We start from the raw sequence: 22,563 nt of genomic DNA, 5'->3' as shown, positions 1-22,563 counted from the left end.
ATAAAAAGCTTAATTTCAAATGCTTATTTAAATTATATAAATCAAGCTTGTTACTATTATGACTGTGGCCGCATCGTTTGGTTTAAATAAAAATGCCCTTAATTTTTCAGTTAAGGGCATCGCTGTGTATTTCAATCAATTAAATTATTTTGCTTTATCCTCGCTCATCTCCGGGTGATAGTGCAAACCCGGTGTAAGCCAATGTAAAAGCATCACCCTTGAGTACCTGTAATTAAATGGAGCCAAAGCTACTGCAACCCCTAAAATAATAGTAACATACAACCAGGGGTTACTGCTACCGGTTAAAACACTGATAGCAACTGCCAGCGTAACCATTTCGGCAACGTTAAGTGCATAACTGGCAAACATGGCTACATAAAAATAGCCTGGCTCACGCTCATATACAAGGCCGCAGTGCGAACAGTTTTTATGCATCTCCTGTCCTTTAAATTCATACATGCCGGTAATAAACAGGTCTCCCCTCCTGCAACGCGGACATTTGGCGTTTGCAAAGGCAGACCATGCTGATAATTTATATTTAGGGGTTTCCATAACGTTATGATTTATTGTTTAAGGTTTTTTTTCTGAACTCTTCGGGTGTGATGCCCTCTATTTTTTTAAAGAACTTGGTAAAATATGAGTTATCGCTAAAATTAAGGTTAAAAGCTATTTCACTTATGTTAAGTCTCGGATTAGTCAATAACCTTTTAGCTTCAAGTAATGTCCTGTTGCGGATCACCTCACCTGCCGACAGGCCAAGCACATCCTTACATACAGCATTTAAATGATTAGGAGTGATATAGAGCAATTCGGCATAATCTTTAGGGAGCTTTACATCGATATAATGCTGCTCGATCAGCTTTTGAAAATTGCGGATCAGGGTTTGATTATACCCCTGTTTCCCGAAGTTATCACCTTTGCCCTGGCAGCGGTTTATAAGGATGAAAATTTGGAGCATAAGCACCCTTACCATATCGCTGCCTAAAACTGCAGGTTTCTCTACTTCGGTTACAATTTTTTCAAAAAGGGCAATAATTTCGGGTAACTGGCTGGCAGGTAAATCAACCACCTCATCTTTTGGATTGCCGTTCAAAAAGTTAAAATTATCGAAATAGCCCGAACGTAATAAAAACGACTGGATAAATGAACTTGAGAAATTGACGATATAACCATCGGTAAAACCTTCAAATTCCCACGAGTGCACCTGGCCGGGAATCATAAAGTAAATCTGGCCCGGCCTCACAGCAAAGCTTTCAAAGTCAATGGTATGCGTTCCTCCACCATCGGTAAACAATACCAGGTGGTAAAATGAATGCCGGTGCGGAAAGAAAAGGTTTTTATGTACATCCAGATAATGTGCAAACCTGCTGATCAGGATTTCGTCCTGCTTTATATCATCAGCCAGCGTACAAATGTCAATAGTTGGAATGCTTTGTAACATGACACAAAACTACACACAATAGCTTTGCCCATAATGGTACTATTTTTATTTTGTATGGTACTATTCAACGATTATTGCTTTTCGCGTACAAATCATGTCCATTTTTGGATGATATCTTCCACGCGCTCAAAAGTGAAAGGCTTGCTCACAAAATCTTTCATTCCGGCCTGGGCGCATTCGCGCTCATTTTCGCTCAGCACATTGGCCGTCATGGCAATAATTGGTGGGGCACCATCTCCATGCTTTTTTAAAATATGACGTGTGGCCTGTAAGCCGTCCATTTCAGGCATCTGGATATCCATAAATATCAGATCATAATTACACTGCTCAACCATGTTCACTGCTGCCAGCCCGTTTTCGGCGATATCAATGCTATAGCCAACTTTTTTAAATATCTTACTGGCTATCAACTGGTTCATTTTATTATCCTCAGCTAATAAAATACGTAAAGGACGGTATTGAAATACCTCTTTTTCCCCTGCATGTATCTCGAGCTCGGTAGTGCTGTAAGTAACCGGTAATGGCAGGGTAAAACTAAACAATGAACCTTCCGCTTCCTTACTTTCAACCCAGATGCGGCCGTGCATCATTTCAACAAGCTTTTTACAGATAGATAAACCCAGTCCTGTACCACCATACTTACGCAACGCGGTGGTATTTACCTGTGTAAATGGCTTAAATAATTGGGCTAATGCTTCTTCACTTATTCCAATACCGTCGTCTTTTACACTGAAAGTAATTTCCTGCATGTTGTTGCTGATCTCAGATGCGCTGACCCGCAACTTTACCGAACCTTCATCTGTAAACTTGATGGCATTCCCTATTAAGTTAACCAGGATCTGCTGAAGCCTGCCCTGATCTGCTATTACGTGATTGGCTACATTATCGTCAACATGATACGTTAAGCTTAAGGGTTTATGGAGTGTTGTGATGGCAGGCTCGGTAATTTCAATAACAGTTTTTATGCAGTTACGCAGATGCGTTGAAACCGGGTGAAGGATCAGTTTATCAGCCTCGATCTTTGAGATATCCAGGATATCGCTAATAATATTGATGAGCAAATTACTGCTCGATTGTAAGGTTTGAAGCAACTCCTGCTGCTCGGGCTGCAAATTGGTGCGCGATAGCAATTGCGCCGTGCCGATGATACCGTTAAGCGGAGTACGGATTTCGTGGCTCATATTGGCCAGAAAATTCGACTTGGCAAATGTAGCCGCTTCTGCCTGATCGCGCGAGGCCGAAAGTTCAATTTGTGAGGCTTGCAGCTCTTCGCTCTTCCGTATCAGGTCGCGTTTATCAGTTTCATGGCTCTTTTTAATAAAACCCACCAACAACCCAACAATTAAAACGTTTGTTACTGAAGATGTTATCAGATCTGATTCTTTTGAGCTAAGACTACTGTAGGGTTGCACCAGATACGGAAAACGCTTTTCGGCATAATAACAACCTAAAAAGATAGCTATCAGGGCCCCGATAAAAATATAATGGTATCGTTTTTTTACAAGCAGGGTTATAAGCACTATGAAGAAAACACCCGAAAGTGTTGTTGAGCCGCCAATCCCGCCGTTGTAAAACCAGCCCGGGATAATCGCAGCCAAGCCTATACCGATGTAAATTACTGCAACATCCTCCTTATACCTTACAAACCGGCTCCGGTAAAAGGCCCAACCCGACATCAGGATCACGAAAAGCTGAACAAGCTCCAATTTGTAACTTAAACCCAGGAATAAATTACAGATCAGCGAAAAAATGCTGCTAACACAAATGAACAACGTGAGTGCATTAAACAGCTTATTCTCCAGCGACAAATCAGGCTCGCCATAGCCAATAATCCGCTTCAGCTTTTCCATTTAAAATAAAAAATTAATTAGAGAGAACCCTTTATACTCTAAAACGGAGAGTTCGGTTTAGTAAATAAAGTATTTTTCAGGAAATGTTTAAAACTTTAGTGTTTAAAAAAAGCAAAAAACAAGACATTGTTGTTTAATAATTAATTTAAAAATTTCATGTAATTATTAAGCAATCAAAAATCAGCTTTTACCTTACCAATCAGGCTGCTAAAAACAAACGGCACGCCTCTGGTTGAAAGCGTGCCGTTAAATTATAAAAGAATATTTAATAAGCGCTGGCAGTATTCAGGGCTTCGATAGTTTCATCGCTCAGCTTCAAATTGGCAGCTGCAACAAACTCTTTAAGCTGATCAAGATTGGTAGCGCTTACAATAGGCGCCGTTACACTTGGCCGTGCAATTAACCAGGCCAAAGCAATTGCCGACTGGCTTATGTTGTATTGAGCGGCCGCCTCATCAAGTGCTTTCAATATTTTAAAACCACGCTCATTAAGATATTTTTTAACCGAACGGGCCCGGCTACGCCCATGCAAGTCACTTTCCGAACGGTATTTACCGCTTAAAAAACCGCTGGCTAATGAAAAGTAGTTAATCACACCTATGTTTTTTTCCTTCAGAAAGGGCTCATAGGTGGTTTCATATTTTTCCCTGTCAAACAGGTTGTACTCCGGCTGTAGGGTTTGGTACGCGATGAGCCCTTGTTCAACACTTACCTTTAAAGACTCATGTAACCGCTCCACCGACATATTGGATGTGCCAATAGCGCGAACTTTACCTTCCTGCAATAACTGATCGTAAGCGCGCAGGGTTTCTTCAACGGGCGTTGAAGGGTCATCATAATGGCTCTGGTACAGATCAATATAATCTGTTTGCAGTCTTTTTAATGAGTCTTCGGCAGATTTGATAATGTAATCCTTTTTCAAACCCTTTCTTTCCGAATCCATTTCCGCACCCACCTTTGTGGCAATAATGACCTGGTCGCGCTTACCGCTTTGCTTTAACCAATTGCCTATCTCCGTTTCCGATTCTCCTCCTTTATTGCCCTCAACCCATCTGGTGTATACATCGGCGGTATCAATTGTGTTAAAACCGGCATCTAAAAACGCATCCAGTAAAACAGCGGTATCATTGCCTTTAACAGTCCAACCAAAAACGTTACCGCCAAAAACCAGTGGCGCTGTATATAGTTCAGATTTGCCTAATTCACGCTTTTCCATATGTTGTTATTTTTTATAAAAAGATGAATTAAGCCGCATTTGTTTGTCAGCTAAATGAAATAACCCGGTGCTTATTTGTAACAAAACTGAATTAAAAACGACAATGCATCGCTTAAAACTAAGTACATTTGCCCTTTGTTAAATTAATATAATGGCTAAAGTTTCTATCAACCTGGCAACAGGCTCATTACAAAAAGAAGAGATCATTGTAGGTATCGATCTTGGCACCACCAACTCGCTGGTAGCATTTATCAATCCTGATAAAAACCCGCAGGTAATTAATGACGCAGGTAAAGGTGTGTTGGTGCCCTCTGTAGTGCATTTTGGTAATACCGGCGATGTGCTGGTTGGTAATGAGGCAAAAGAGTATCTGATAACCGATCCGCAAAACACCATATTTTCGGTTAAGCGTTTATTGGGCCGCAGTTATCACGATATTGAAAACTATAAAGACTTTTTTAGCTATAAAGTAATTGACGACGATACCGAAAGCCTGGTAAAGATCAAAGTAGGCGATAAATTCTACACTCCTATTGAGCTATCGGCCCAGATATTGAAAGAGCTTAAGGCCCGCGCCGAACATGCCCTTAAAACCCCAGTTAACCGTGCTGTGATCACCGTACCTGCCTACTTCAATGATTCGCAGCGCCAGGCCACCCGAGATGCAGGTAAACTTGCAGGGCTTGATGTTTTGCGTATCGTGAATGAGCCTACAGCCGCAAGCTTGGCGTATGGTATAGGCCTTAACCCCGAAGAAACAAAAACTATAGCAGTTTATGACCTTGGTGGTGGTACTTTTGATGTATCCATCCTGCAGATCCAAAACGGCATTTTTGAAGTGCTGTCAACCAATGGCGATACCTTTTTAGGCGGTGATGACTTTGACCGCATTATTGTTGATTACTGGATTCAGAAAAACCAGCTTAATAAAGCTGAGGTGCTTGCCAATACCGAACTTGCCCAGCAATTACGCTTAAAAGCCGAAGAAGCCAAAAAAGCCTTCGCGCATCAAAGCCTGGTTAATGATAAAATAGGCGATATCTGGTGTACACTTGATCGTACTACCTTTGAAGAACTGATATTACCTAAAGTACAACAAACCATCACCAGCTGCCAAAACGCGCTTAATGATGCCAAACTAACCATCGACCAGATTGATGAAGTGGTTATGGTTGGCGGTTCAACCCGCACGGCTTTGGTGAAACGTATGGTTGCCGAGTTTTTCGGTCGCCCGGTGCATGATGATGTAAATCCGGATGAAGTAGTTGCTTTAGGCGCTGCTATACAGGCCGATATTTTGGCCGGTAACCGTAAAGATATTTTATTATTGGATGTTACCCCCCTATCCTTAGGGATTGAAACTATGGGCGGCCTGATGGACGTGATCATCCCCCGAAATTCTAAAGTACCAACTAAAGGCGGCAGACAATACACCACCTCTATAGATGGACAGGTGAACATGAAAATTGCTGTTTACCAGGGAGAGCGCGATCTTATTAAAGAAAACCGTAAACTGGCCGAATTTGATTTAAAAGGTATTCCTTCGATGCCTGCCGGCTTCCCTAAAGTTGATATTAACTTTTTATTGAATGCTGATGGTATCCTTACTATTCAGGCTATTGAACTTCGGTCGGGCGTAAAACAGGAAGTTGAAGTAAAACCAACCTATGGCATTACCGACGAGCAGGTGGAGCAAATGCTGATGGACAGCATTACCCACGCTAAAGATGATGTGAGCCAGCGTATGCTTATTGAGGCACGTACAGAAGGCGAGCAAATGGTTTATACCGTTGAACGCTTTCTGCAAAAAAATGCCGACTATGTTTCCGTTACAGAAATAGCTGATACTACCAAACTTGTTCAGAAACTGAAAGAGGCCCTAACAAGCGGTGATAAAGACCTGATTTTAAAAACAATTGATGAGGTTAACGAGTTCACCAGACCTTTTGCCGAACGCTTGATGGATCAGGCTATAAGTACAGCCATGAAGGGCAAGAGTATAGAATAGGCACAGATATTGCTAATTAAGTCAAAATCTTAAAATTTGAAAAGGACAATTTCTGCTTTAGCCCTGTTTATTTCTATTGCCGTTACTAATTCGGCTTGTGCCTCAACCCGTAAACACTTCCGTGATACGGCTGCAAAATCGTCAATGCTGGATACTTTAAAGTACGATTCATTGATGAAAAAACTGGCCAACGGTGATAAAAGTGGTCGCTGGCCGGTAAAAACAAAAGAATATCCCCTGCCCGGCGCTATTTTGCCGTTTAACCGCATTGTGGCGTTTTATGGCAATCTTTATTCTAAAAACATGGGCGTACTGGGCCAATACCCACGCAAAACCATGCTCAATAAATTAAAGGAAGAGGTAAAAAACTGGGAAAAAGCCGATACCGCTACCAATGTGGTACCGGCTCTCCACTATATCTGCGTAACTGCACAGGCTGATGCAGGTCGTAATGGTTTACATAACCTGCGCATGCCCTTTAGCCAGATAGATACCGTGATCAGCTGGGCAAAAAGCATCAACGCGCTTGTATTTCTGGATATACAGGTTGGCTTCAGCACGGTACAAACCGAATTGCCTTTGCTGGAGAAATACATGAAGATGCCAAACGTACATTTAGGTATCGACCCGGAATTTTCTATGAAAGAAGGCAGTGTACCCGGAAAACGTATAGGCACATTTGATGCCGATGATATTAATTACGTAACGGGTTATTTAGCCAAGCTGGTAAAAAAGAACGACCTGCCGCCCAAAATATTTGTGGTTCATCGCTTTACCAAACGCATGGTAACCAATTATAAGGATATTAAATTAAGGCCCGAAGTTCAGGTAGTAATGGATATGGATGGGTGGGGTGGCCCGGAACTAAAAAAAGGGACTTACAAATACTTCATTTCTGAAGAGCCTGTTCAGTTTACAGGCTTTAAATTGTTCTATAAAAACGACATTAAGAATGAGCCGCACCGGATGCTTACTCCGAAAGAGGTGTTGAGTTTGAAGCCTGCTCCTATTTATATTCAGTACCAGTAAATAAATCTTTCATTCACTATATTAGTATTATGAAAGATGAAATGGAGGAAATAGATTATGATGAGCAATTAACCACTGCCGACCAAGAGATTGCGATGGGAGATTTCATTAAACACGAAGACGTCGAAAATCTATTTCAGCTGAGAAAAGAAAATCGTTGATTTAAATTTTGAAGATAACTTCAAAAAGAAAACTCCCCGGTTCCCGGGGAGTTTTCTTTTTTATTTCCCTAAAGCTTCCTGTTCTTTCAGTGCTGCTATGTTATTGCTATTGCTGTAGCTGGCAGTCTGATTGGCAAAATCTTCGAGGATGGCTGTAATAGTATCCAGGTTGTCTGATACCCGCTGGTGCATATCTGGCAGGTCCTTTTCAAGGCGTTTGTCACCGAGCTCGATATTATCAACTTCTATTTTAGTTAACTTAGCAATGATAGCCTGTTGGCTATTCTTGAGGTCTTCCAATTCATGGACAATTTTTTCCATCAGTCCAAATTTCTTTAACTTATCCATAATGTGTGGTTTTAAGTATTACTTATAAATCTAACCACCCTAATAAAAAATTGTTTCAGATTTGGAATTCCCACCCATAACTAATAACTTAGTTTAACTAAATAATTAGTTATGAAAAACCTATTAACAACCTTATTCCTTATCTTTTCAGTATTGCAGTTATGTGCTCAACAGCCGCCCAATGATTCGCTCCTGCTCGATTATTATCAAGACCAACGTTTTGCAGACGCTGCCGATTATCTCAAAAAAACATATCCTGAACCCGTTACGGATCTAAAAGTATTAGCCAAACTGGCTTATACATCAAAAATGGCCTCACGCCTGCCTGATGCCGAAAATTACTATCAACGAATTTATGATGCCGATACCACAAGCCTTACTAACTTATATAACATGAGCGAGATCATAAAAAGGCGTGGCAATAATAAAAAAGCGCTGATATATGTAAATAAGATTTTGTTGAAGGATACTACTAACTTTGATGTATATAAACAGCTGGCAGATCTGTCGCAAAACATAGGTGATATAGAAGGGAGTACGGTATACCTTCAAAAAGCCAACAAAATCAATCCGCTTAATCCTGATGTTGCTTATGATTTGTCTTCCTTTTACATCAACCTTAAACTATATAGTAATGCCGAAAATATTATTGATAAAGCCTTGGTTGCCGACACGGCCAACCTGTTGCTCCTGAAAGGCAAGGCACAAGCATCATACGCCTTAAAAAGATACCTGGTAACTGTTACCATTGCCAAAAAACTAATGGATGCAGGAGAACAAGCCACCAGTATTGTGTTTATGCTGGGCACCTCCTATTACATGACTGCTAACTATCAGGAATCCATCAAAACTTTCAAGATAATGGAAGATGCCAATCTGGGTACAGAATCATCCTTCTATTACACGGCCATGAGCTACAAAGCCTTGCATAACAATACAAAAGCTATTATATATTTAGATAGAGCAATTGAACAAGCTATATCTACCGGTGTAAGCTCCTATTACAGCGAAAAAGGTGATTCGTACGACCACCTGCATCAGCTTAAAAGCGCTATTGAAGCATATCAGAAAAGCTTACTGTATAAGCCCGATGCTATCACTTATTATGCGCTTGCCACGCTGTATGATACCGAATTGAAGAATAAACGAATAGCCATTAAGTATTATAAAAAATACCTGGCAAGCAAACCAAAGGATTCACAAAAAACTTATATCGCCTACTCAAAAGAGCGAATTAAATCGTTAGGGATTTAGCGTTGCATTAAGCGGGCAACGTATTTGCCTATGATATCAAACTCAAGGTTAACCTGGCTACCAACTTGCACATTGTGCAGGTTGGTGTGCTCAAACGTGTATGGAATAATAGCTACCGAGAAACTGTTAGCATGTGAATTAACAACAGTAAGACTGATGCCATTTACGCAGATAGAGCCTTTCTCTACGGTTACGTTACCGCTTGCTGCATCATATTCAAAGGTATACTCCCAACTGCCGTCGAGTTCTTTAAAGGCTGTGCAAATGGCTACCTGGTCAACATGGCCCTGAACAATATGGCCGTCAAGCCGGGCGTTCATTTGCATACAGCGCTCCAGGTTTACCGGATCGCCAACTTTGAGATGGGAAAGATTGGTTTTATTTAGAGTTTCTTCAATAGCGGTCACTACGTGCAAGCCATCGGCCAAAGCAACTACAGTAAGACAAACGCCATTGTGCGCTACCGATTGATCAATCTTAAGCTCATGCGATATAGCTGATTCGACAGTAATATTAAGGTTCCCTTTTTCCTGTTGCAGATCGGTGATCTTACCTAAAGTTTCTATAATTCCTGTAAACATATGCCTCCCGGCCCATTGAAAGGGCTATTTTGATTGCCACCAAAGCTATAACATTTTATAGTATGGTTTGTCAGCAGTAAATGAAATTATTTGAAACTCGAGAACAGATCTTTACGCTTATTGCGAAGATCCTTGCCGCCTTCCAACACCGATTTGAGGTTGGCCAGATAAAATGTCCAGCCAAGCTGGCATTGTACATAAAGATTTTTTTCGGGATCAGCTTCTTCCGGGATATTTTCCTGCAGCAGTTCAACAATAACAATACCCAATTTGCAGGTTATGGAAACGCTAACTACAGTACCTCCCGTGAAAGTAAATTTTACAACATCCACACCGTTGGCTTCCAATACCTGGCCACTTTCAATAGTAGTATCATCATATCCATGCCAATACCATGTATAAGTATCCTCTTTTTTGATAAACTCCTGTGGCTCGCGCTGGCGACCAGCTATGGCAAAAAAGTCTGCTTTGCGTAAAAACCATGTTTCCAGGCCTTCGGGAGTAGCCCAGGCTTCATACATACTGCGTACATCTGTGTCAACATCAGCTGTTACTTTGAATTTGCTCCATCTGTCGTCTGCCATAATAAAATTGTATATCGGTTTGGGGTGTTTGTAACCAAAAATAACAATTATAATTAAGGCTTTCATTAACTTGCCTTTAAATCTTAAACATGCCAAAGCAAAGTGCCGGGATCTTATTGCATCGAAAATCAGCTCAGGATTTACAGGTATTTCTTGTGCATCCGGGCGGACCATTTTTTAAAAACAAAGACGACGGCTCATGGTCGGTACCCAAAGGCGAATACGAAATAGATGAAGATCCCCTCGCAGCAGCAAAACGTGAATTTCAGGAAGAAACCGGGCATGAAATAACAGGAGATTTTGTAGCGTTGAGCCCAATCAAACAAAAGGGAGGTAAAACAGTACAGGCCTGGGCGGTAGAGGGCAACATCAATTCTGAAGACATCAAAAGCAATACATTTGAAATAGAATGGCCGCCACGCTCAGGCAAAAAACAAACTTTTGATGAAATTGACCGCGGCGAATGGTTTGATATAGCAACTGCAAAAATAAAAATCAACCCGGCACAGGCAGCCTTTATAGATGAATTGGCTGATATGAATAATTATTAAATCTGTTTCCTGTTCTTAATCCAGTTGCTGGCCTCAACTGTCTCGGCCGGCGCAGTAATGGAAACCTTCTTTTTACTCAGCAGCAGTTCCATTACCATTGCAGCTATTATCGCTTCATCCTCGTAGCTTTCCTGCAGTACTTCGGGGGTAAAATATTTTTTTACAAAATGAGTGTCAAAATTGCCCGAAGTAAAAGCCTCATGTTCCATCACAAAGCGCCCGAAACCAAGCGTGGTTGTAATACCGGTGATTTGATATTCGTCAATAGCCCTTACCATACGGTCAATAGCTTCGGCACGCGTATCTGCATAAGTTATGAGCTTGGCTATCATCGGGTCGTAATAAATTGGAATTTCCATACCTTGCTCAAAGCCATCGTCAACCCGTACACCGGGCCCCTTGGGTGTTACGTATGTTTGCAGGGTGCCGATATCCGGCAAAAAATTATTAGCAGGATCTTCGGCATAAACACGAAGTTCAACAGCATGACCGCGAATCGTTAAATCCTCCTGCTTAAAGCTGATAGCCTCGCCCCTGGCTATTTTGATTTGCTCTTTTACCAGGTCAATACCGGTTATCATTTCAGTTACAGGGTGTTCAACTTGTAAGCGGGTATTCATCTCCAGGAAATAAAAATTCAGCGCCTCATCCATGATAAACTCAACAGTACCGGCCCCGGTATAGTTAACAGAGCGGGCCACATCAACTGCGCAACGCCCCATTTTTTCCCTTATTTCAGGCGTTAATATTGATGACGGCGCCTCTTCAATTACTTTTTGATGCCTTCGTTGTACCGAACAGTCGCGCTCAAACAGGTGCACAATATTACCATGTGTATCGCCAAGAACCTGGATCTCGATATGCTTGGGGGATGAAACATAGCGCTCAATGAAAACGGAACCATCACCAAAGGCAGATGTAGCTTCAGAAACCGCCAACTGCATCTGTTCTTCAAAGTCTCCGGCGCTTTCAACAATGCGCATCCCTTTACCACCACCACCTGCAGCTGCTTTGATCAATATCGGGAACCCCACTTCAATGGCCCGCCTCTTGGCTTCATTCACGTCGGTAATGGCTTCCTCCGTTCCGGGTACCATGGGGATATTGTATTTAAGCGCCGCACTTTTAGCAGATAGCTTGTTACCCATTATTTCCATAGCTTCTGGCGAAGGGCCGATAAGAATAAGTCCCGAATCCCTCACCAGTCGGGCGAAACCGGCGTTTTCACTTAAAAATCCATATCCGGGATGTATCCCTTCTGCGCCGGTTTGCTTGCAGGCATTTATGATCTTTTCACCAACAAGATAAGATTGACTGGAAGGAGCCGCTCCTATGTTTATAGCCTCATCGGCATAGCGCACATGTAAAGCATCTCTATCCGCATCTGAATACACAGCAACGGTTTTAATACCCATTTCGCGCGCAGAGCGCATAATCCGCAAGGCAATTTCACCCCGGTTGGCAACCAATATTTTCTGCATAAAACAAATGTAATTGATTTATCCAAAAACTTATCATATGCCAGATGCTTATAAAAGCGGCAGGAAATATTAAATGTTATTTAGAAACCCACCTGTAAGTTTTACGGGAACATTTATAACAGATGTATTTTTTGAGAGGTAAGCCAAACAGGAAAAATTTAGCAAGTTCGCTCCGCTTAATACGGCTTAAGCGGGTTTTGCAGTTCCGACACATTAATTCGCTGGAACTTGTTGATGTAGTAGTATCTTCCTGTGGCTTGATTCGGAACTCCGCAGTCATTTGTTAATTATGATAATTATTAAAGGTTATAATAATTAATCCATCAGGCTATAATAAACTAACAAAAAATGTTTTTTTATATAAAACCAACGAATTATTATTTTGTATAAAAATAGTTACAATGGATGAATTTTCCATGAACTCACCTTAAAATTATTCCTAAAAAGAATACCCAATTAGCTATTAATCTCATAATTTGTTAAATCATTTCGTCATTAAAGTAAAACGAATAGATATTAAGCCTGTATAAAACACAAATGCCTTTGGTTTTACCAAAGGCATTTGTGTTTTATGGATAATGTGATTACAATTATGGTTTAGTTGGTGCAGGTGCGCCTGGAGCAGGGCCACCCGGCGGCGGACCTGGCTGACCACCCGGACCAGGGCCCATTCCTGGGCCACCCGGGCCTTTTCCATCAGGTACCATCACTTCAGGGTGAGCTGTACCGCGGTGGCAGGTATTGCAATTAACACCGCTCTGCATAATCATGCCCAATGAGTCTTTTTTAGCATGAAAATACTTCTGGTTAATTTTGTTCATCATTTTATACATGTCACGCGCCATTTGCTTTTCAGGTTTGGCATCGCTTGTCCAATCCATCTTTTTAGTTTCCTCGTTACGGGCATGGCAAAAGTTGCAATGTACACCCAACGAATGCGACCAGTCTTCCATTACCTTATGCAGGTTTTCGCCCGAAATGTTTTTAGGCAATACTTTAAGGTTTTTAAAACCTTCATCCTGTGGTTTACTTGTGGTCATGGCGCCAAACACTACTATGGATAGCAGCCCGAGTGTAACTAATAGTTTTTTGTTAACAAGCATAATTGTCATGTTTAAGTCATCTAAATTAACTTATAGATTTTAATGTTGCAACATTTTCAAACAAATGATTGAATTATTCACGGTAAATTCATGATTACAAAGCCATGTACAAAAACTAAACAACTGATTTACTGATCAATTTCTCACTTATCTGCCAGAGTTTTTCCTGTGCGGCAACATCTTTTGCAATAACAGCTGTTTTAGCAACCTTCTTCTTTTTAAAATAGCTGCCATTAAATTTATCCAATTGGGGTGCTGTGGCCAGGTAGATAGATGTTTCCGCCCCTTGTTCGGACGTGATCATGAATGGCCGGGCCAGTTTCATTAATATTTTTTCAAATCCTCTAAGTTTATCGGCAAAGCTGCTGTTAACTACGCCGGGATGCAGGGAAAACGCAAGGATCCCTTTATCGCCAAACTTTTGTGCAAGCGACCGGGCAAAATAAACGTTAAAAAGCTTGGCCATTCCGTAAGCCTTAACAGACGAGTACTTTTGCACCGATTGCAGATCATCGAAATTGGGTTTCCCAAGCTTATGCCCCTCGGAGCTTACATTGATAATACGCGCCTGTCCGCGCTCAAGCAATGGCATCAAACTGAGGGTCAATAAAAAGTGTCCAAGGTGATTAGCAGCAAAGGTCATTTCAAACCCGTCTTTACTTACCTGCCTTTCGCTGAAACCCGCGCCGGCATTATTAATAAGCGTATTAACCGACATCAACTTTTGCGAAAGCCCGGCTGCCGCCTCGCGAACGCTTTGCAGATCGGCCAGGTCGCATTTAATTACATAGACATGTTTGTTACCTGTTTTATCAATTATTTCCTGTTTAACAGCCTCGCCCCTGATGATATTACGAACCAGCAGGTAAACCGCATGATCCTGTGCAGCAAGGGCCGTTGCCGTTGCTTTACCAATACCGGAGGTAGCCCCGGTAATAACCGTTGTTTTTATTGGCATAAGTGCTGATGCAGATTATTTTGAACAAACAAGATAGTAATTTACTTTCCCGATGCGGCCAGGTAATGGCGTTTTACCTTGAAGTTAACGCCCTTGTCCAAACTTACGAAGTTTAAAAAACTTCGTAAGTTTTAGCTGAAGATCATAAAGCAGGTTATTTCTGCATTACCATTACACCATTCATGAGCAGCGTGCTGCCACCATCGGCAACAATGTTATACACTTTTTGTACGCCGCCGGCATGTTCTGTTTTTTGCAGCACGGTGAAAGCTTCGTATTTACCGGTTTGTTCATTAAGGCAAAGTACCTCCTGCCCGGTTGTGACCTCTCCTATTTTGATATTACCCCGTTTGGTTAACATAGGATGATTAGGGGTAGCTTGCAAAACTTTGCTGTTCAGTTTAACCTCTTTACCCCCCGTTGTATTTTTTGTTTGGGCCGATATCAGTACCAGTTGGGTAATAGCGTAGTTTTTTGCTTCGTGAGTAGTAAGTTCTTTCACCTTAACTACCATGTTCTTTTTAGTAGCGGGATCAACCGAGATCACCTCATCGCCGCTTTTCACGGCTTTCAGCATCTTTTTATCACCATTAGCCATGGTTACCAGTTCTTCACCCGGGAAACAGATATCATTACCATAGGTAGCCGCTTCCTCTTTCAGATCCTTGCCGCCATTAAGTACCTTATACTGTTGAAAGCTGACTTCTTTCGACAGCACATAAGATAGTTTTAGGATAAAGTTTTGCTCCACTTTGTTGATATTATCAATATCCAGAAAATACTGTTCCCAAACTTTGGCATCGGCAGTAAAATCAGGAACAAGCGCTTTGTATAGTTTACCTTTTTCGTTGGTGTAAAATACCATCAGGCCTATTTCCTGCATACCTTCTTTGGCTACGAGTTTATACAGGTCGATGCGCTTTTTTAACCCGTCAGATCCGGTTATAAAATAGGGCTTACGGCTTTCATACCTGTCAAGCACGTATGTATTTTCAAATTTAATATAAGTGTCATTATCCAGGTTGGCAATAGTGAATGATTGCGCCTTTTTATACTCATCCATAGTAAGCGGACGAGGGTTTACTGTTTGCCCCTTGGCAAAATAAAGTAATGAGCTAAGTAGTAGTGTTAATGTGAGTTTACGCATTTTAGAAAAGATTCAAGATATCAGGATTCAAGAGCCAAGAAGTAGTAAATGATTTTCAAAGTCGGGAGCAAGAAGCATTTCTTCTTGTCTCCTGACTCTTGATTTCGTACTTCTTAAACTTAAGATAATTGTTTAAACGCATCAGCAAAGGCTTCCATTTCGTCCATACGGCCAATGCTTACCCGGCACCACTCCTTGCTGTTAAATTGCCAGTTACGAACACCTACGCCGCGTTTCATCATTTCATTAACAAACTTTTTTCCGTCCATTTTAAGCGGAAACATTACAAAGTTTGCCGATGAAGGGATGTATTCATAGCCTTCTTTTTTAAGTACCGAATACAGGTATTCTTTGGAAGCATTTGTTTTCTGGAGTGCGTCTTTTAAAAAATCCTCTTCCCGATACGCCGCAATTGCGCCTGCAATTGTGGTTGCAGCAAGCGAAAAGCCTGTTGTATACATAGATAAGGTTTTAATAGTATCAGGCTGGGCTATTACATAACCGCAGCGCAAACCGGCAAAGCCATATAACTTTGAAAAGGTGCGGGCGACAATAACATTGTTTCCGGTTTTCACAGTACTGATCATGGTGCTGGCCTGTGGGTCGGGCAGGTAATCAATATAGGCCTCGTCAACAAATACCGTTGTTTTTTTCGACACGCGTTCGCAAAAAGCTTTCAATTTAGCTGTATCTAATATCGTAGCTGTTGGATTGTTGGGGTTACAGATATATACCAAACCAGTATTATCATCAACCTTTGCCTCCATGGCGTCAAGATCAAGCTTGTAATCGACCGTAAGCGGCACTTTGATCCACTTACCTTCCAGCTGCTGCGCGTGCGATGGCAGGTCATCATATGATGGATCACCGGTGATGATACTTTTACCTCCTTTGCTGTAATGTATAGCTGCTGCCAGTAATAGCGGCGACGAGCCCGATTCCATCAGGATATTATTGTAGTTGATGCCCTCATACTGAGCTATTTTATTATAAAGGGTCCCCTGCGTCATAAAAGGATATTGATAGCTTTTATCAATAGCATCCTGAATAGCCTTTTTTGCGGCCGGTGACGGGCCGAAGGGGTTTTCATTGGCCAGCAGCCTTGCCTTTAATTCAAAGCCTGCATTAGTAACAGCCTCCTCATCAGTTAAAGCCCTGCTTAATGGTTTAAATACACGGGCCGGCATGGCTGCCAGCTTACCAATTGTTCCTGAAAAAAAGGCCAGTCCCCCGGCCATAAATGCACTGGATTTGATCCAGTTTCTGCGGTTAATTGTGCTTGACATGGTGTGGTGGTATTTAATGTTTTGTAACGTCGTTTTATTTTTGAACCGGGTATTGGGTACGCTGATTAGTAACCCTGGCATGTATAGCAGCAACCGTACTCCTGGCCGATTCAAATGCTCCGGCCATCCAGGCATTGAGGTAAGTTAAATGCTCGCCTGCAAAATATACCTGCTTATCGGGTTTTAATAGTACCGGGTATTGTGTTTTACGGGTTTCGGTGGTATAAACCGCCCATCCGCCTAAATTGTATTTGGTTTTATGCCAGCTTACCGAAAACGAGTTTTCAAATTCCTTGTCATATTGCGGGTGGATAAGCCTGCCTTTTTCCAGTGCGAACTTCTCCCTCTCGGCGTAGCCTAAAGCGCCGATCTTTTGCGCTTTTTCGTTAAAGTTGTAATATCCAATCAAGATACCTTTTTTTCCTAAATAATCATAAGATGGATAAAAAATCTGCGTTAAATCATTGTTAGTGTGCGTTATACCTCCATAGATATGCTCATCCTCTTCCCAAAACCTGCGCTTAAACTGCAAGCCGATCTTCCCGGTTTGGTTATAGCTGATATAATCAATAGCGCGACTAACATCACCGCTAAAATTATTGCTGATATTACTCAAAACCGGCAATGGGATAGTGCAGATACACAGGTCGCCAGTTAACACATGCTCGCCTGTGGCATCTTTATAAGTGATCTTAACGCCATCAGTTACATTATTAATAGCAGTAACCTCCGCACCCATTTTTATGGATGGCGCCACCTTCTTTTCCAATGCTTTGGCTATCTGATCCATACCGCCAACGGCCTGGAACATGGTCATCTGCAGCTCATAGGTATATTCGGCTACATTATAAAAATCAGGGTCCATCAAACCCGAATGCAGCAGGTCGGCCAGTTTATGCGGATCAGCTATTTTGCCGGGCTTGTCGCCGGCACCGGGGCTTTCAGTATACCCACGTCGTGCCGATGCTTTGTACAACTTATCAATATCCAGCCCACCTTCGGCCTGCAGGTATTCGATGATCTTTTCGCCATCCTCTTTGGTAAAACTGCTGTCGAGACTGCCATGATCAATGCTTTTGGCCAACATTTCGGTCATGTAGCCGCGGATGTCATTATGAACTTCCCTAACCTTTATCTTTTTGTTCGATAATGGCCCCTTACCTTCAGCAAAGTAGTATGCCCCCTCGTTTACGTTATTATAAACCTGGATAGGCACGCCCAATTCTTTACAATAATGCAGGGTAAGTTCATGATTGTGCGGAATGCGCGAAGGGCCGGCGTTAAAATATTGCCCGGCATCAAAATGGGCTGTTGCGGTGGGCTTGTCAATTTCGGTATTGGTGCTTCCGTTGCGGATACTGAAACAGCGACCACCTGCGCGTTGCCGTGCCTCCAGAATGGTGCACTGATAGCCGAGTTTACCGAGTTCGTAGGCACTGGTCATGCCGGCCAAACCAGCGCCTAAAATAACAATGTGTTTTCCTTTGCCATTGCCTTCGAGATTAAAGGCATGAGCCGGCGATGGTTTTAATAAGCCAAGGGCAAGCATAGCGGGATATGCCCCACCAGCCAGCATGGCACCTTTTCCTAAAAAGTCCCTGCGGGTAATAGTTTTCAATAAGCGCGTATTTATGTTTTACAATCAACTCTGCTTTAAATATAGTTTTTTGTTTGTTTCTATGTTAAGCTCAGATCAACTTTTGTTATGATTTTTATAAAATTAACAGCGTTGGTTTGGTAGCTAATGAATTTGCGTTAAGATATGGTTGATAGCTGTCTGAATCAGAATTTTAGTCTGAACTCGAATTAAACGAATCATAAGAATTTATTGAATTTGTCTGCCATTCCGTTAATTCATTTTATTCGTTTAATTCGAGTTCAGACAATCCTCTAATCTCTACCGCCAAACGTTAAATTCTGTTAAAAAGTGAAAATAAATTTGCTTTACTACGAATAGTTCGTAGATTTACGAAACAATCGTAAATGTAATGGAAAAATTATCGCAACAAGAGGAAGAAGCAATGCAGGCAGTGTGGCAATCGGGCCCGGGATTTATCAAGGATTTTTTAGATCAGCTGGCCGAACCAAAGCCCCCCTACACTACTCTCGCTTCAACCGTAAAGAACCTGGAACGCAAAGGATTTTTGAAAAGCGAAAAAATGGGTAACTCGTTTCGTTACCTGCCGGTGATACAGGAAGAGGAATATAAAAAGCGATTTATGAGCGGTTTTGTAAGCAACTACTTCCAAAACTCCTATAAAGACCTGGTCACGTTTTTCGCCAACGAAAAAAAAATCAGCGCTACCGACCTGAAAGAGATCATTAAACTTATTGAAAAACAATAAACCTTACGATCATGCCGGCAACATTTGTTTTTTTATTAAAAGTAAACATAGCCCTGTTGTTGTTTTGTACGGGCTATTACCTGGTGCTGAGGCCCCTCACCTTTTATACGCTTAACCGCATCTATTTGCTTGCAGCTATCCTGTTTGCAAGTATCTACCCGCAGATCAACTTTTTGGCCTTTGTGCAGCGACACGAAGAACTGGCCAAACCTATGGAGCAGATCGCCATCAACTGGCAGTCGCACGTACAACTGACAGGCCAGCCGGTTCAAACATTTGATTACTGGTATTGGCTGGGCATTATTTTCTGGACGGGTGCAGGCCTGCTGTTCATCCGCCTGGCCCTGCAGCTTTTATCCCTGTTACGATTGTATAAAAACTCCAAACCTCAATATATAGGCGAACACCTTGTAAGGGTAATGGACAAAGATGCGGCACCATTTTCTTTTTGGCGAAGCATTTATGTAAACCCGGCCAAACATGAACCCGCGGATTTAAAATCGATCCTGCTGCATGAGCAGGTACATGTAAACCAATGGCATACGGCTGATATTTTGCTGGCAGAGCTTAGTAGCATTTTTTACTGGTTTAACCCAGGTATCTGGCTTATAAAAAGGGCGGTAAGGGAAAACATTGAGTTTATTACCGACCGCAAAATTCTTAAAAACGGTATCGACAGTAGAACTTACCAATACAGTTTGGTGAACGTGAGTTTTAATAATACCCAACCCAGCATTGTAAACCATTTCAATATTTCAACCATAAAAAAACGGATAATCATGATGAACGCGAAAAGATCGTCAAAACTTAACCTCACCCGCTACGCTTTTGTAGTGCCGGCCGTTATGGCCCTGTTACTGGTATTCAGCATTTCAAAGGCTGATTTTGCCAAACCTGTGAGGATCACCCTTGCCGCCGCAGTACAGCCGCTGGCCAGGATCGTTAACATCAATCCCGACGAAGATGTTAAACAAGCTGCCAAAACTGCCAAAACTCCAAAAGCACCTTTAAAAACAAAGTCGCCTAAAGCTGCTATAGCTGCTGCACCGGTCGCGCTTCCAAAGTTAGGCTTAGCTCCGCTTACCCCTTCTGCTCCCTTAGCCGCATCAAATGACACCAGCAAAAAGCTCAGGATAATAAGCGACATTAACAGAGATTCATTGGTATTTGTTGTAAATGGCGTGGTATCTACCGGTAAAAACCTCGACCCAACAAAAATCGAAAACATGTATATACTAACAGGCGACAACGCACGGAAGTTTGTAAAAACTGAAGAGGACAAGCCAGTTAAAGTGGCCTATATAATTACTAAAGATGCCCCCAATAAGGACGAGCTCGAAAAAAGCGTACCAAGCACTACCTTTAAAAAGGTTGGCTCAAGCCTAAGCGGCTATACTCCGCTAAATGATAATGATAACATTAATGTAATGGCTGTAGGGCCGGGTGATAAAAGCATTCATAAAAACCTGCGCATCAAAACAGCACTTGTTAATAAAGCGACCGGAGAAGAGCTGCCGCTGAATGACGACGTTAGCTTTGTTATAACGCCAGATGACAAAAACGTTGATGTTAAAAACGTAAAAAACGTGGTTGTTGTAAAAGGCCGCAACTCAACAAGCACCAGTGCCAGCGGTAGCAGTACAGTAACCATTAACGGGGTAAAATCAAAACCAACATCGTACACCTATTCTATAACATCCGACAATGATGCAGTGGTAGCAAACGGCGGTGATGTTGTTGTTACCGGTTACGGCAAAAAAGCAAACGTTAAAGCAATAAAGGTGAATGGGATGAGCATTGTAACTAATGGCGACAAAGACCCTTTTGTTGTGATAGATGGGAAAAACAGCACCATAGATGCACTAAAAAAACTTGATCCCGATAGAATAGAGAGCATCTCCATACTCAAAGGCGATGATGCCACAAAAAAATATGGCGATAAAGCTAAAGACGGTGTAGTAGTGATTACCACCCGCAAAAAGTAAAGTAATTGGTTGATTAGGTTGGATTAGGTGAGTAGTTTTATTTCGATAAGATCAGTTAATAGTTAAGTAGAAATAACCACTCTCTTAAGTAACCTCAAACACAATCAACCTTCAACTGGCCTCGGCCAGTTTTTCCGTTTCCAGCAGGTTGAGTAATGCTTTCTCAGCAATATTAAGTTCGGCAGCTTTTACATCTTCGCGTTCATCAAGCTGGCCGATGTACTTAAAAATGGTTCCCTCCTCATAACTTTTAATAACCGTTGGGTGCACGTAGTACTTTTTACAAACAGTACGCGTGTTCCCAAGGTTTATGGCTACCTCATCCAAAACACTCACTATCTTCTTTTTACACTCGGTAATGCTGTCAAACTCTCCGGCTTCTTTAAAAGCGTATAATGCACTTACACTGCCAGCCCAGGTACGGAAATCTTTGGCAGTAAAATCTTCGCCGGTAATTTCATGCAGGTAGCTGTTGATATCCCCGGAGCCTACGCTGCACCTTGTACCATCCTCGTTATAATATTGAAAAAGCTCCTTACCGGGGATATCCCTGCATTGTTTCACCAATCGGGCCAGTTTGCGGCTTTGTAACTGCACTTTGTGAAATACCCCTTTCTTACCCTTAAACTCAAACCTGAGATTAGAGCCTTCAACCTTCACGTGCCTGTTTTGCAGGGTAGTTAAACCAAATGAGCCATAAAGTTTTTTGTATGATTCGTTGCCAACCCTGATACTGGTAAGTTCCATTAAACGTACTACCAGCGCCACCACCTTTTCATGATCGAGATTACGCCTCGCCAGATCTTTATCTACCTGTTCACGAATAGCAGGCAAATGTGCCGCAAAGGTTTGCATCCGGTGATATTTGGATTGGTTCCGGATCTGGTTCCAATGAGCATGATACCGGTATTGCTTGCGCCCGGCAGCATCTGTACCGGTAAATTGCAAGTGACCATTCTCATAAGGTGAGATCCAAACATGGGTATAAGCCGGGGGGATCACCAGCTTATTGAACCTTGCTATCAAATCTTTGTCTTTCACAAGACCGCCGTCTGCATCGTAATAGCTCCAGCCTTTACCCGATTTTTTACGGGTATAACCCGGCGATGAATCAGATACATAACGCAGGCCAACTGCCTTTGCAGTGATCTTAGGGTCACGGCCAATTTTTTCGAGCTTTTTGAGGAGACGGTTCATGTGGAGATAACATACGGAGGAGAGATTAAGTTTTAATT

General features: G+C 42.0%; 21 protein-coding genes. 7 read left to right on the top strand and 14 right to left on the bottom strand.

The genetic code is table 11. From position 1 onward, the window contains the following. Positions 1 to 144: 144 nt before the first annotated feature. The 4 genes from BMX50_RS16370 to BMX50_RS16355 all read right to left on the bottom strand — a co-directional run bounded on the left by BMX50_RS16370 (position 145) and on the right by BMX50_RS16355 (position 4,507). Positions 145 to 552, bottom strand: coding sequence for a DUF983 domain-containing protein (locus tag BMX50_RS16370; RefSeq protein ID WP_091211604.1), 408 nt, complete (start codon positions 550 to 552; stop codon positions 145 to 147). Between the two features lie 4 nt (positions 553 to 556). Further along, complete coding sequence (locus BMX50_RS16365; RefSeq protein WP_091211603.1) at positions 557 to 1,441, bottom strand: helix-turn-helix domain-containing protein; 885 nt, start codon at positions 1,439 to 1,441, stop codon at positions 557 to 559. 92 nt (positions 1,442 to 1,533) lie between these two features. Next, positions 1,534 to 3,291 (bottom strand): ATP-binding protein, encoded by a 1,758-nt coding sequence (locus BMX50_RS16360; protein ID WP_091211602.1) that lies wholly within the window; start codon positions 3,289 to 3,291, stop codon positions 1,534 to 1,536. A gap of 265 nt (positions 3,292 to 3,556) precedes the next feature. Next, complete coding sequence (locus BMX50_RS16355) at positions 3,557 to 4,507, bottom strand: aldo/keto reductase (protein WP_091211601.1); 951 nt, start codon at positions 4,505 to 4,507, stop codon at positions 3,557 to 3,559. Positions 4,508 to 4,658: 151 nt separating this feature from the next. Here BMX50_RS16355 and hscA point away from each other — a divergent pair, with 151 nt between their 5' ends. Genes hscA through BMX50_RS35060 form a run of 3 tightly spaced genes read left to right on the top strand, consistent with a single transcriptional unit; the run spans position 4,659 to position 7,705 of the window. Then, positions 4,659 to 6,515 (top strand): Fe-S protein assembly chaperone HscA, encoded by a 1,857-nt coding sequence (gene hscA / locus BMX50_RS16350; protein ID WP_091211600.1) that lies wholly within the window; start codon positions 4,659 to 4,661, stop codon positions 6,513 to 6,515. A 36-nt stretch (positions 6,516 to 6,551) separates the two neighbouring features. Continuing rightward, positions 6,552 to 7,544 (top strand): hypothetical protein, encoded by a 993-nt coding sequence (locus BMX50_RS16345; protein WP_091211599.1) that lies wholly within the window; start codon positions 6,552 to 6,554, stop codon positions 7,542 to 7,544. Between the two features lie 29 nt (positions 7,545 to 7,573). Continuing rightward, on the top strand, positions 7,574 to 7,705 hold the full coding sequence (locus BMX50_RS35060; RefSeq protein WP_262494038.1) for a hypothetical protein: 132 nt from the start codon (positions 7,574 to 7,576) through the stop codon (positions 7,703 to 7,705). A 60-nt stretch (positions 7,706 to 7,765) separates the two neighbouring features. On the opposite strand, the gene BMX50_RS16340 is transcribed toward BMX50_RS35060, so the two are convergent. Beyond that, a complete protein-coding gene (locus BMX50_RS16340; protein WP_091211598.1) occupies positions 7,766 to 8,053 on the bottom strand; it encodes a hypothetical protein in 288 nt (95 codons plus the stop codon). Between the two features lie 111 nt (positions 8,054 to 8,164). Here BMX50_RS16340 and BMX50_RS16335 point away from each other — a divergent pair, with 111 nt between their 5' ends. Next, positions 8,165 to 9,307: a tetratricopeptide repeat protein gene (locus tag BMX50_RS16335; RefSeq protein ID WP_091211597.1), complete on the top strand. Its 1,143-nt coding sequence runs from the start codon at positions 8,165 to 8,167 to the stop codon at positions 9,305 to 9,307. Here the strand turns inward: BMX50_RS16335 and BMX50_RS16330 are convergent. Then, entirely contained in the window at positions 9,304 to 9,888 is a 585-nt protein-coding gene (locus BMX50_RS16330; RefSeq protein WP_091211596.1) for a riboflavin synthase, read from the bottom strand. The genes BMX50_RS16335 and BMX50_RS16330 overlap by 4 nt on opposite strands. An 86-nt stretch (positions 9,889 to 9,974) precedes the next feature. Beyond that, the gene (locus BMX50_RS16325) at positions 9,975 to 10,472 is read right to left on the bottom strand and encodes an SRPBCC family protein (protein ID WP_143065194.1); all 498 of its coding nucleotides are present in this window, start codon (positions 10,470 to 10,472) and stop codon (positions 9,975 to 9,977) included. A gap of 89 nt (positions 10,473 to 10,561) precedes the next feature. Here BMX50_RS16325 and BMX50_RS16320 point away from each other — a divergent pair, with 89 nt between their 5' ends. After that, positions 10,562 to 11,023, top strand: a complete 462-nt coding sequence (locus BMX50_RS16320) for an NUDIX hydrolase (protein ID WP_091211594.1) — start codon at positions 10,562 to 10,564, stop codon at positions 11,021 to 11,023. On the opposite strand, the gene accC is transcribed toward BMX50_RS16320, so the two are convergent. The 6 genes from accC to BMX50_RS16290 all read right to left on the bottom strand — a co-directional run bounded on the left by accC (position 11,020) and on the right by BMX50_RS16290 (position 18,616). After that, on the bottom strand, positions 11,020 to 12,504 hold the full coding sequence (accC, locus tag BMX50_RS16315; RefSeq protein ID WP_091211593.1) for an acetyl-CoA carboxylase biotin carboxylase subunit: 1,485 nt from the start codon (positions 12,502 to 12,504) through the stop codon (positions 11,020 to 11,022). The genes BMX50_RS16320 and accC overlap by 4 nt on opposite strands. A gap of 590 nt (positions 12,505 to 13,094) precedes the next feature. After that, positions 13,095 to 13,607, bottom strand: coding sequence for a c-type cytochrome (locus BMX50_RS16310; protein ID WP_091211855.1), 513 nt, complete (start codon positions 13,605 to 13,607; stop codon positions 13,095 to 13,097). A gap of 115 nt (positions 13,608 to 13,722) precedes the next feature. Beyond that, a complete protein-coding gene (locus BMX50_RS16305; protein WP_091211592.1) occupies positions 13,723 to 14,565 on the bottom strand; it encodes an SDR family NAD(P)-dependent oxidoreductase in 843 nt (280 codons plus the stop codon). Positions 14,566 to 14,719: 154 nt separating this feature from the next. Then, positions 14,720 to 15,712 carry a Hint domain-containing protein gene (locus BMX50_RS16300; protein ID WP_091211591.1) on the bottom strand — a complete coding sequence of 331 codons (993 nt, stop codon included), beginning with the start codon at positions 15,710 to 15,712 and terminating at the stop codon, positions 14,720 to 14,722. Between the two features lie 119 nt (positions 15,713 to 15,831). Then, positions 15,832 to 16,998: a pyridoxal phosphate-dependent aminotransferase gene (locus BMX50_RS16295; RefSeq protein ID WP_167667963.1), complete on the bottom strand. Its 1,167-nt coding sequence runs from the start codon at positions 16,996 to 16,998 to the stop codon at positions 15,832 to 15,834. 34 nt (positions 16,999 to 17,032) lie between these two features. Then, the gene (locus BMX50_RS16290; RefSeq protein ID WP_208864728.1) at positions 17,033 to 18,616 is read right to left on the bottom strand and encodes an FAD-dependent oxidoreductase; all 1,584 of its coding nucleotides are present in this window, start codon (positions 18,614 to 18,616) and stop codon (positions 17,033 to 17,035) included. Positions 18,617 to 18,986: 370 nt separating this feature from the next. On the opposite strand from BMX50_RS16290, the gene BMX50_RS16285 reads away from it, so the two are divergent. Together BMX50_RS16285 and BMX50_RS16280 are read left to right on the top strand one after the other, a co-directional pair. Beyond that, the gene (locus BMX50_RS16285) at positions 18,987 to 19,343 is read left to right on the top strand and encodes a BlaI/MecI/CopY family transcriptional regulator (RefSeq protein ID WP_091211589.1); all 357 of its coding nucleotides are present in this window, start codon (positions 18,987 to 18,989) and stop codon (positions 19,341 to 19,343) included. A gap of 11 nt (positions 19,344 to 19,354) precedes the next feature. Next, on the top strand, positions 19,355 to 21,328 hold the full coding sequence (locus BMX50_RS16280; RefSeq protein ID WP_091211588.1) for a M56 family metallopeptidase: 1,974 nt from the start codon (positions 19,355 to 19,357) through the stop codon (positions 21,326 to 21,328). A 111-nt stretch (positions 21,329 to 21,439) separates the two neighbouring features. On the opposite strand, the gene BMX50_RS16275 is transcribed toward BMX50_RS16280, so the two are convergent. Continuing rightward, entirely contained in the window at positions 21,440 to 22,525 is a 1,086-nt protein-coding gene (locus BMX50_RS16275; RefSeq protein ID WP_091211587.1) for a DNA topoisomerase IB, read from the bottom strand. Positions 22,526 to 22,563: the final 38 nt, after the last annotated feature.

It is taken from the genome of Mucilaginibacter gossypiicola (genome assembly GCF_900110105.1).
Classification (GTDB): Bacteria; Bacteroidota; Bacteroidia; order Sphingobacteriales; family Sphingobacteriaceae; genus Mucilaginibacter; species Mucilaginibacter gossypiicola.
Note: the sequence above shows the minus strand (reverse complement) of the source record. Positions and strands in the feature narration are given on the sequence as shown.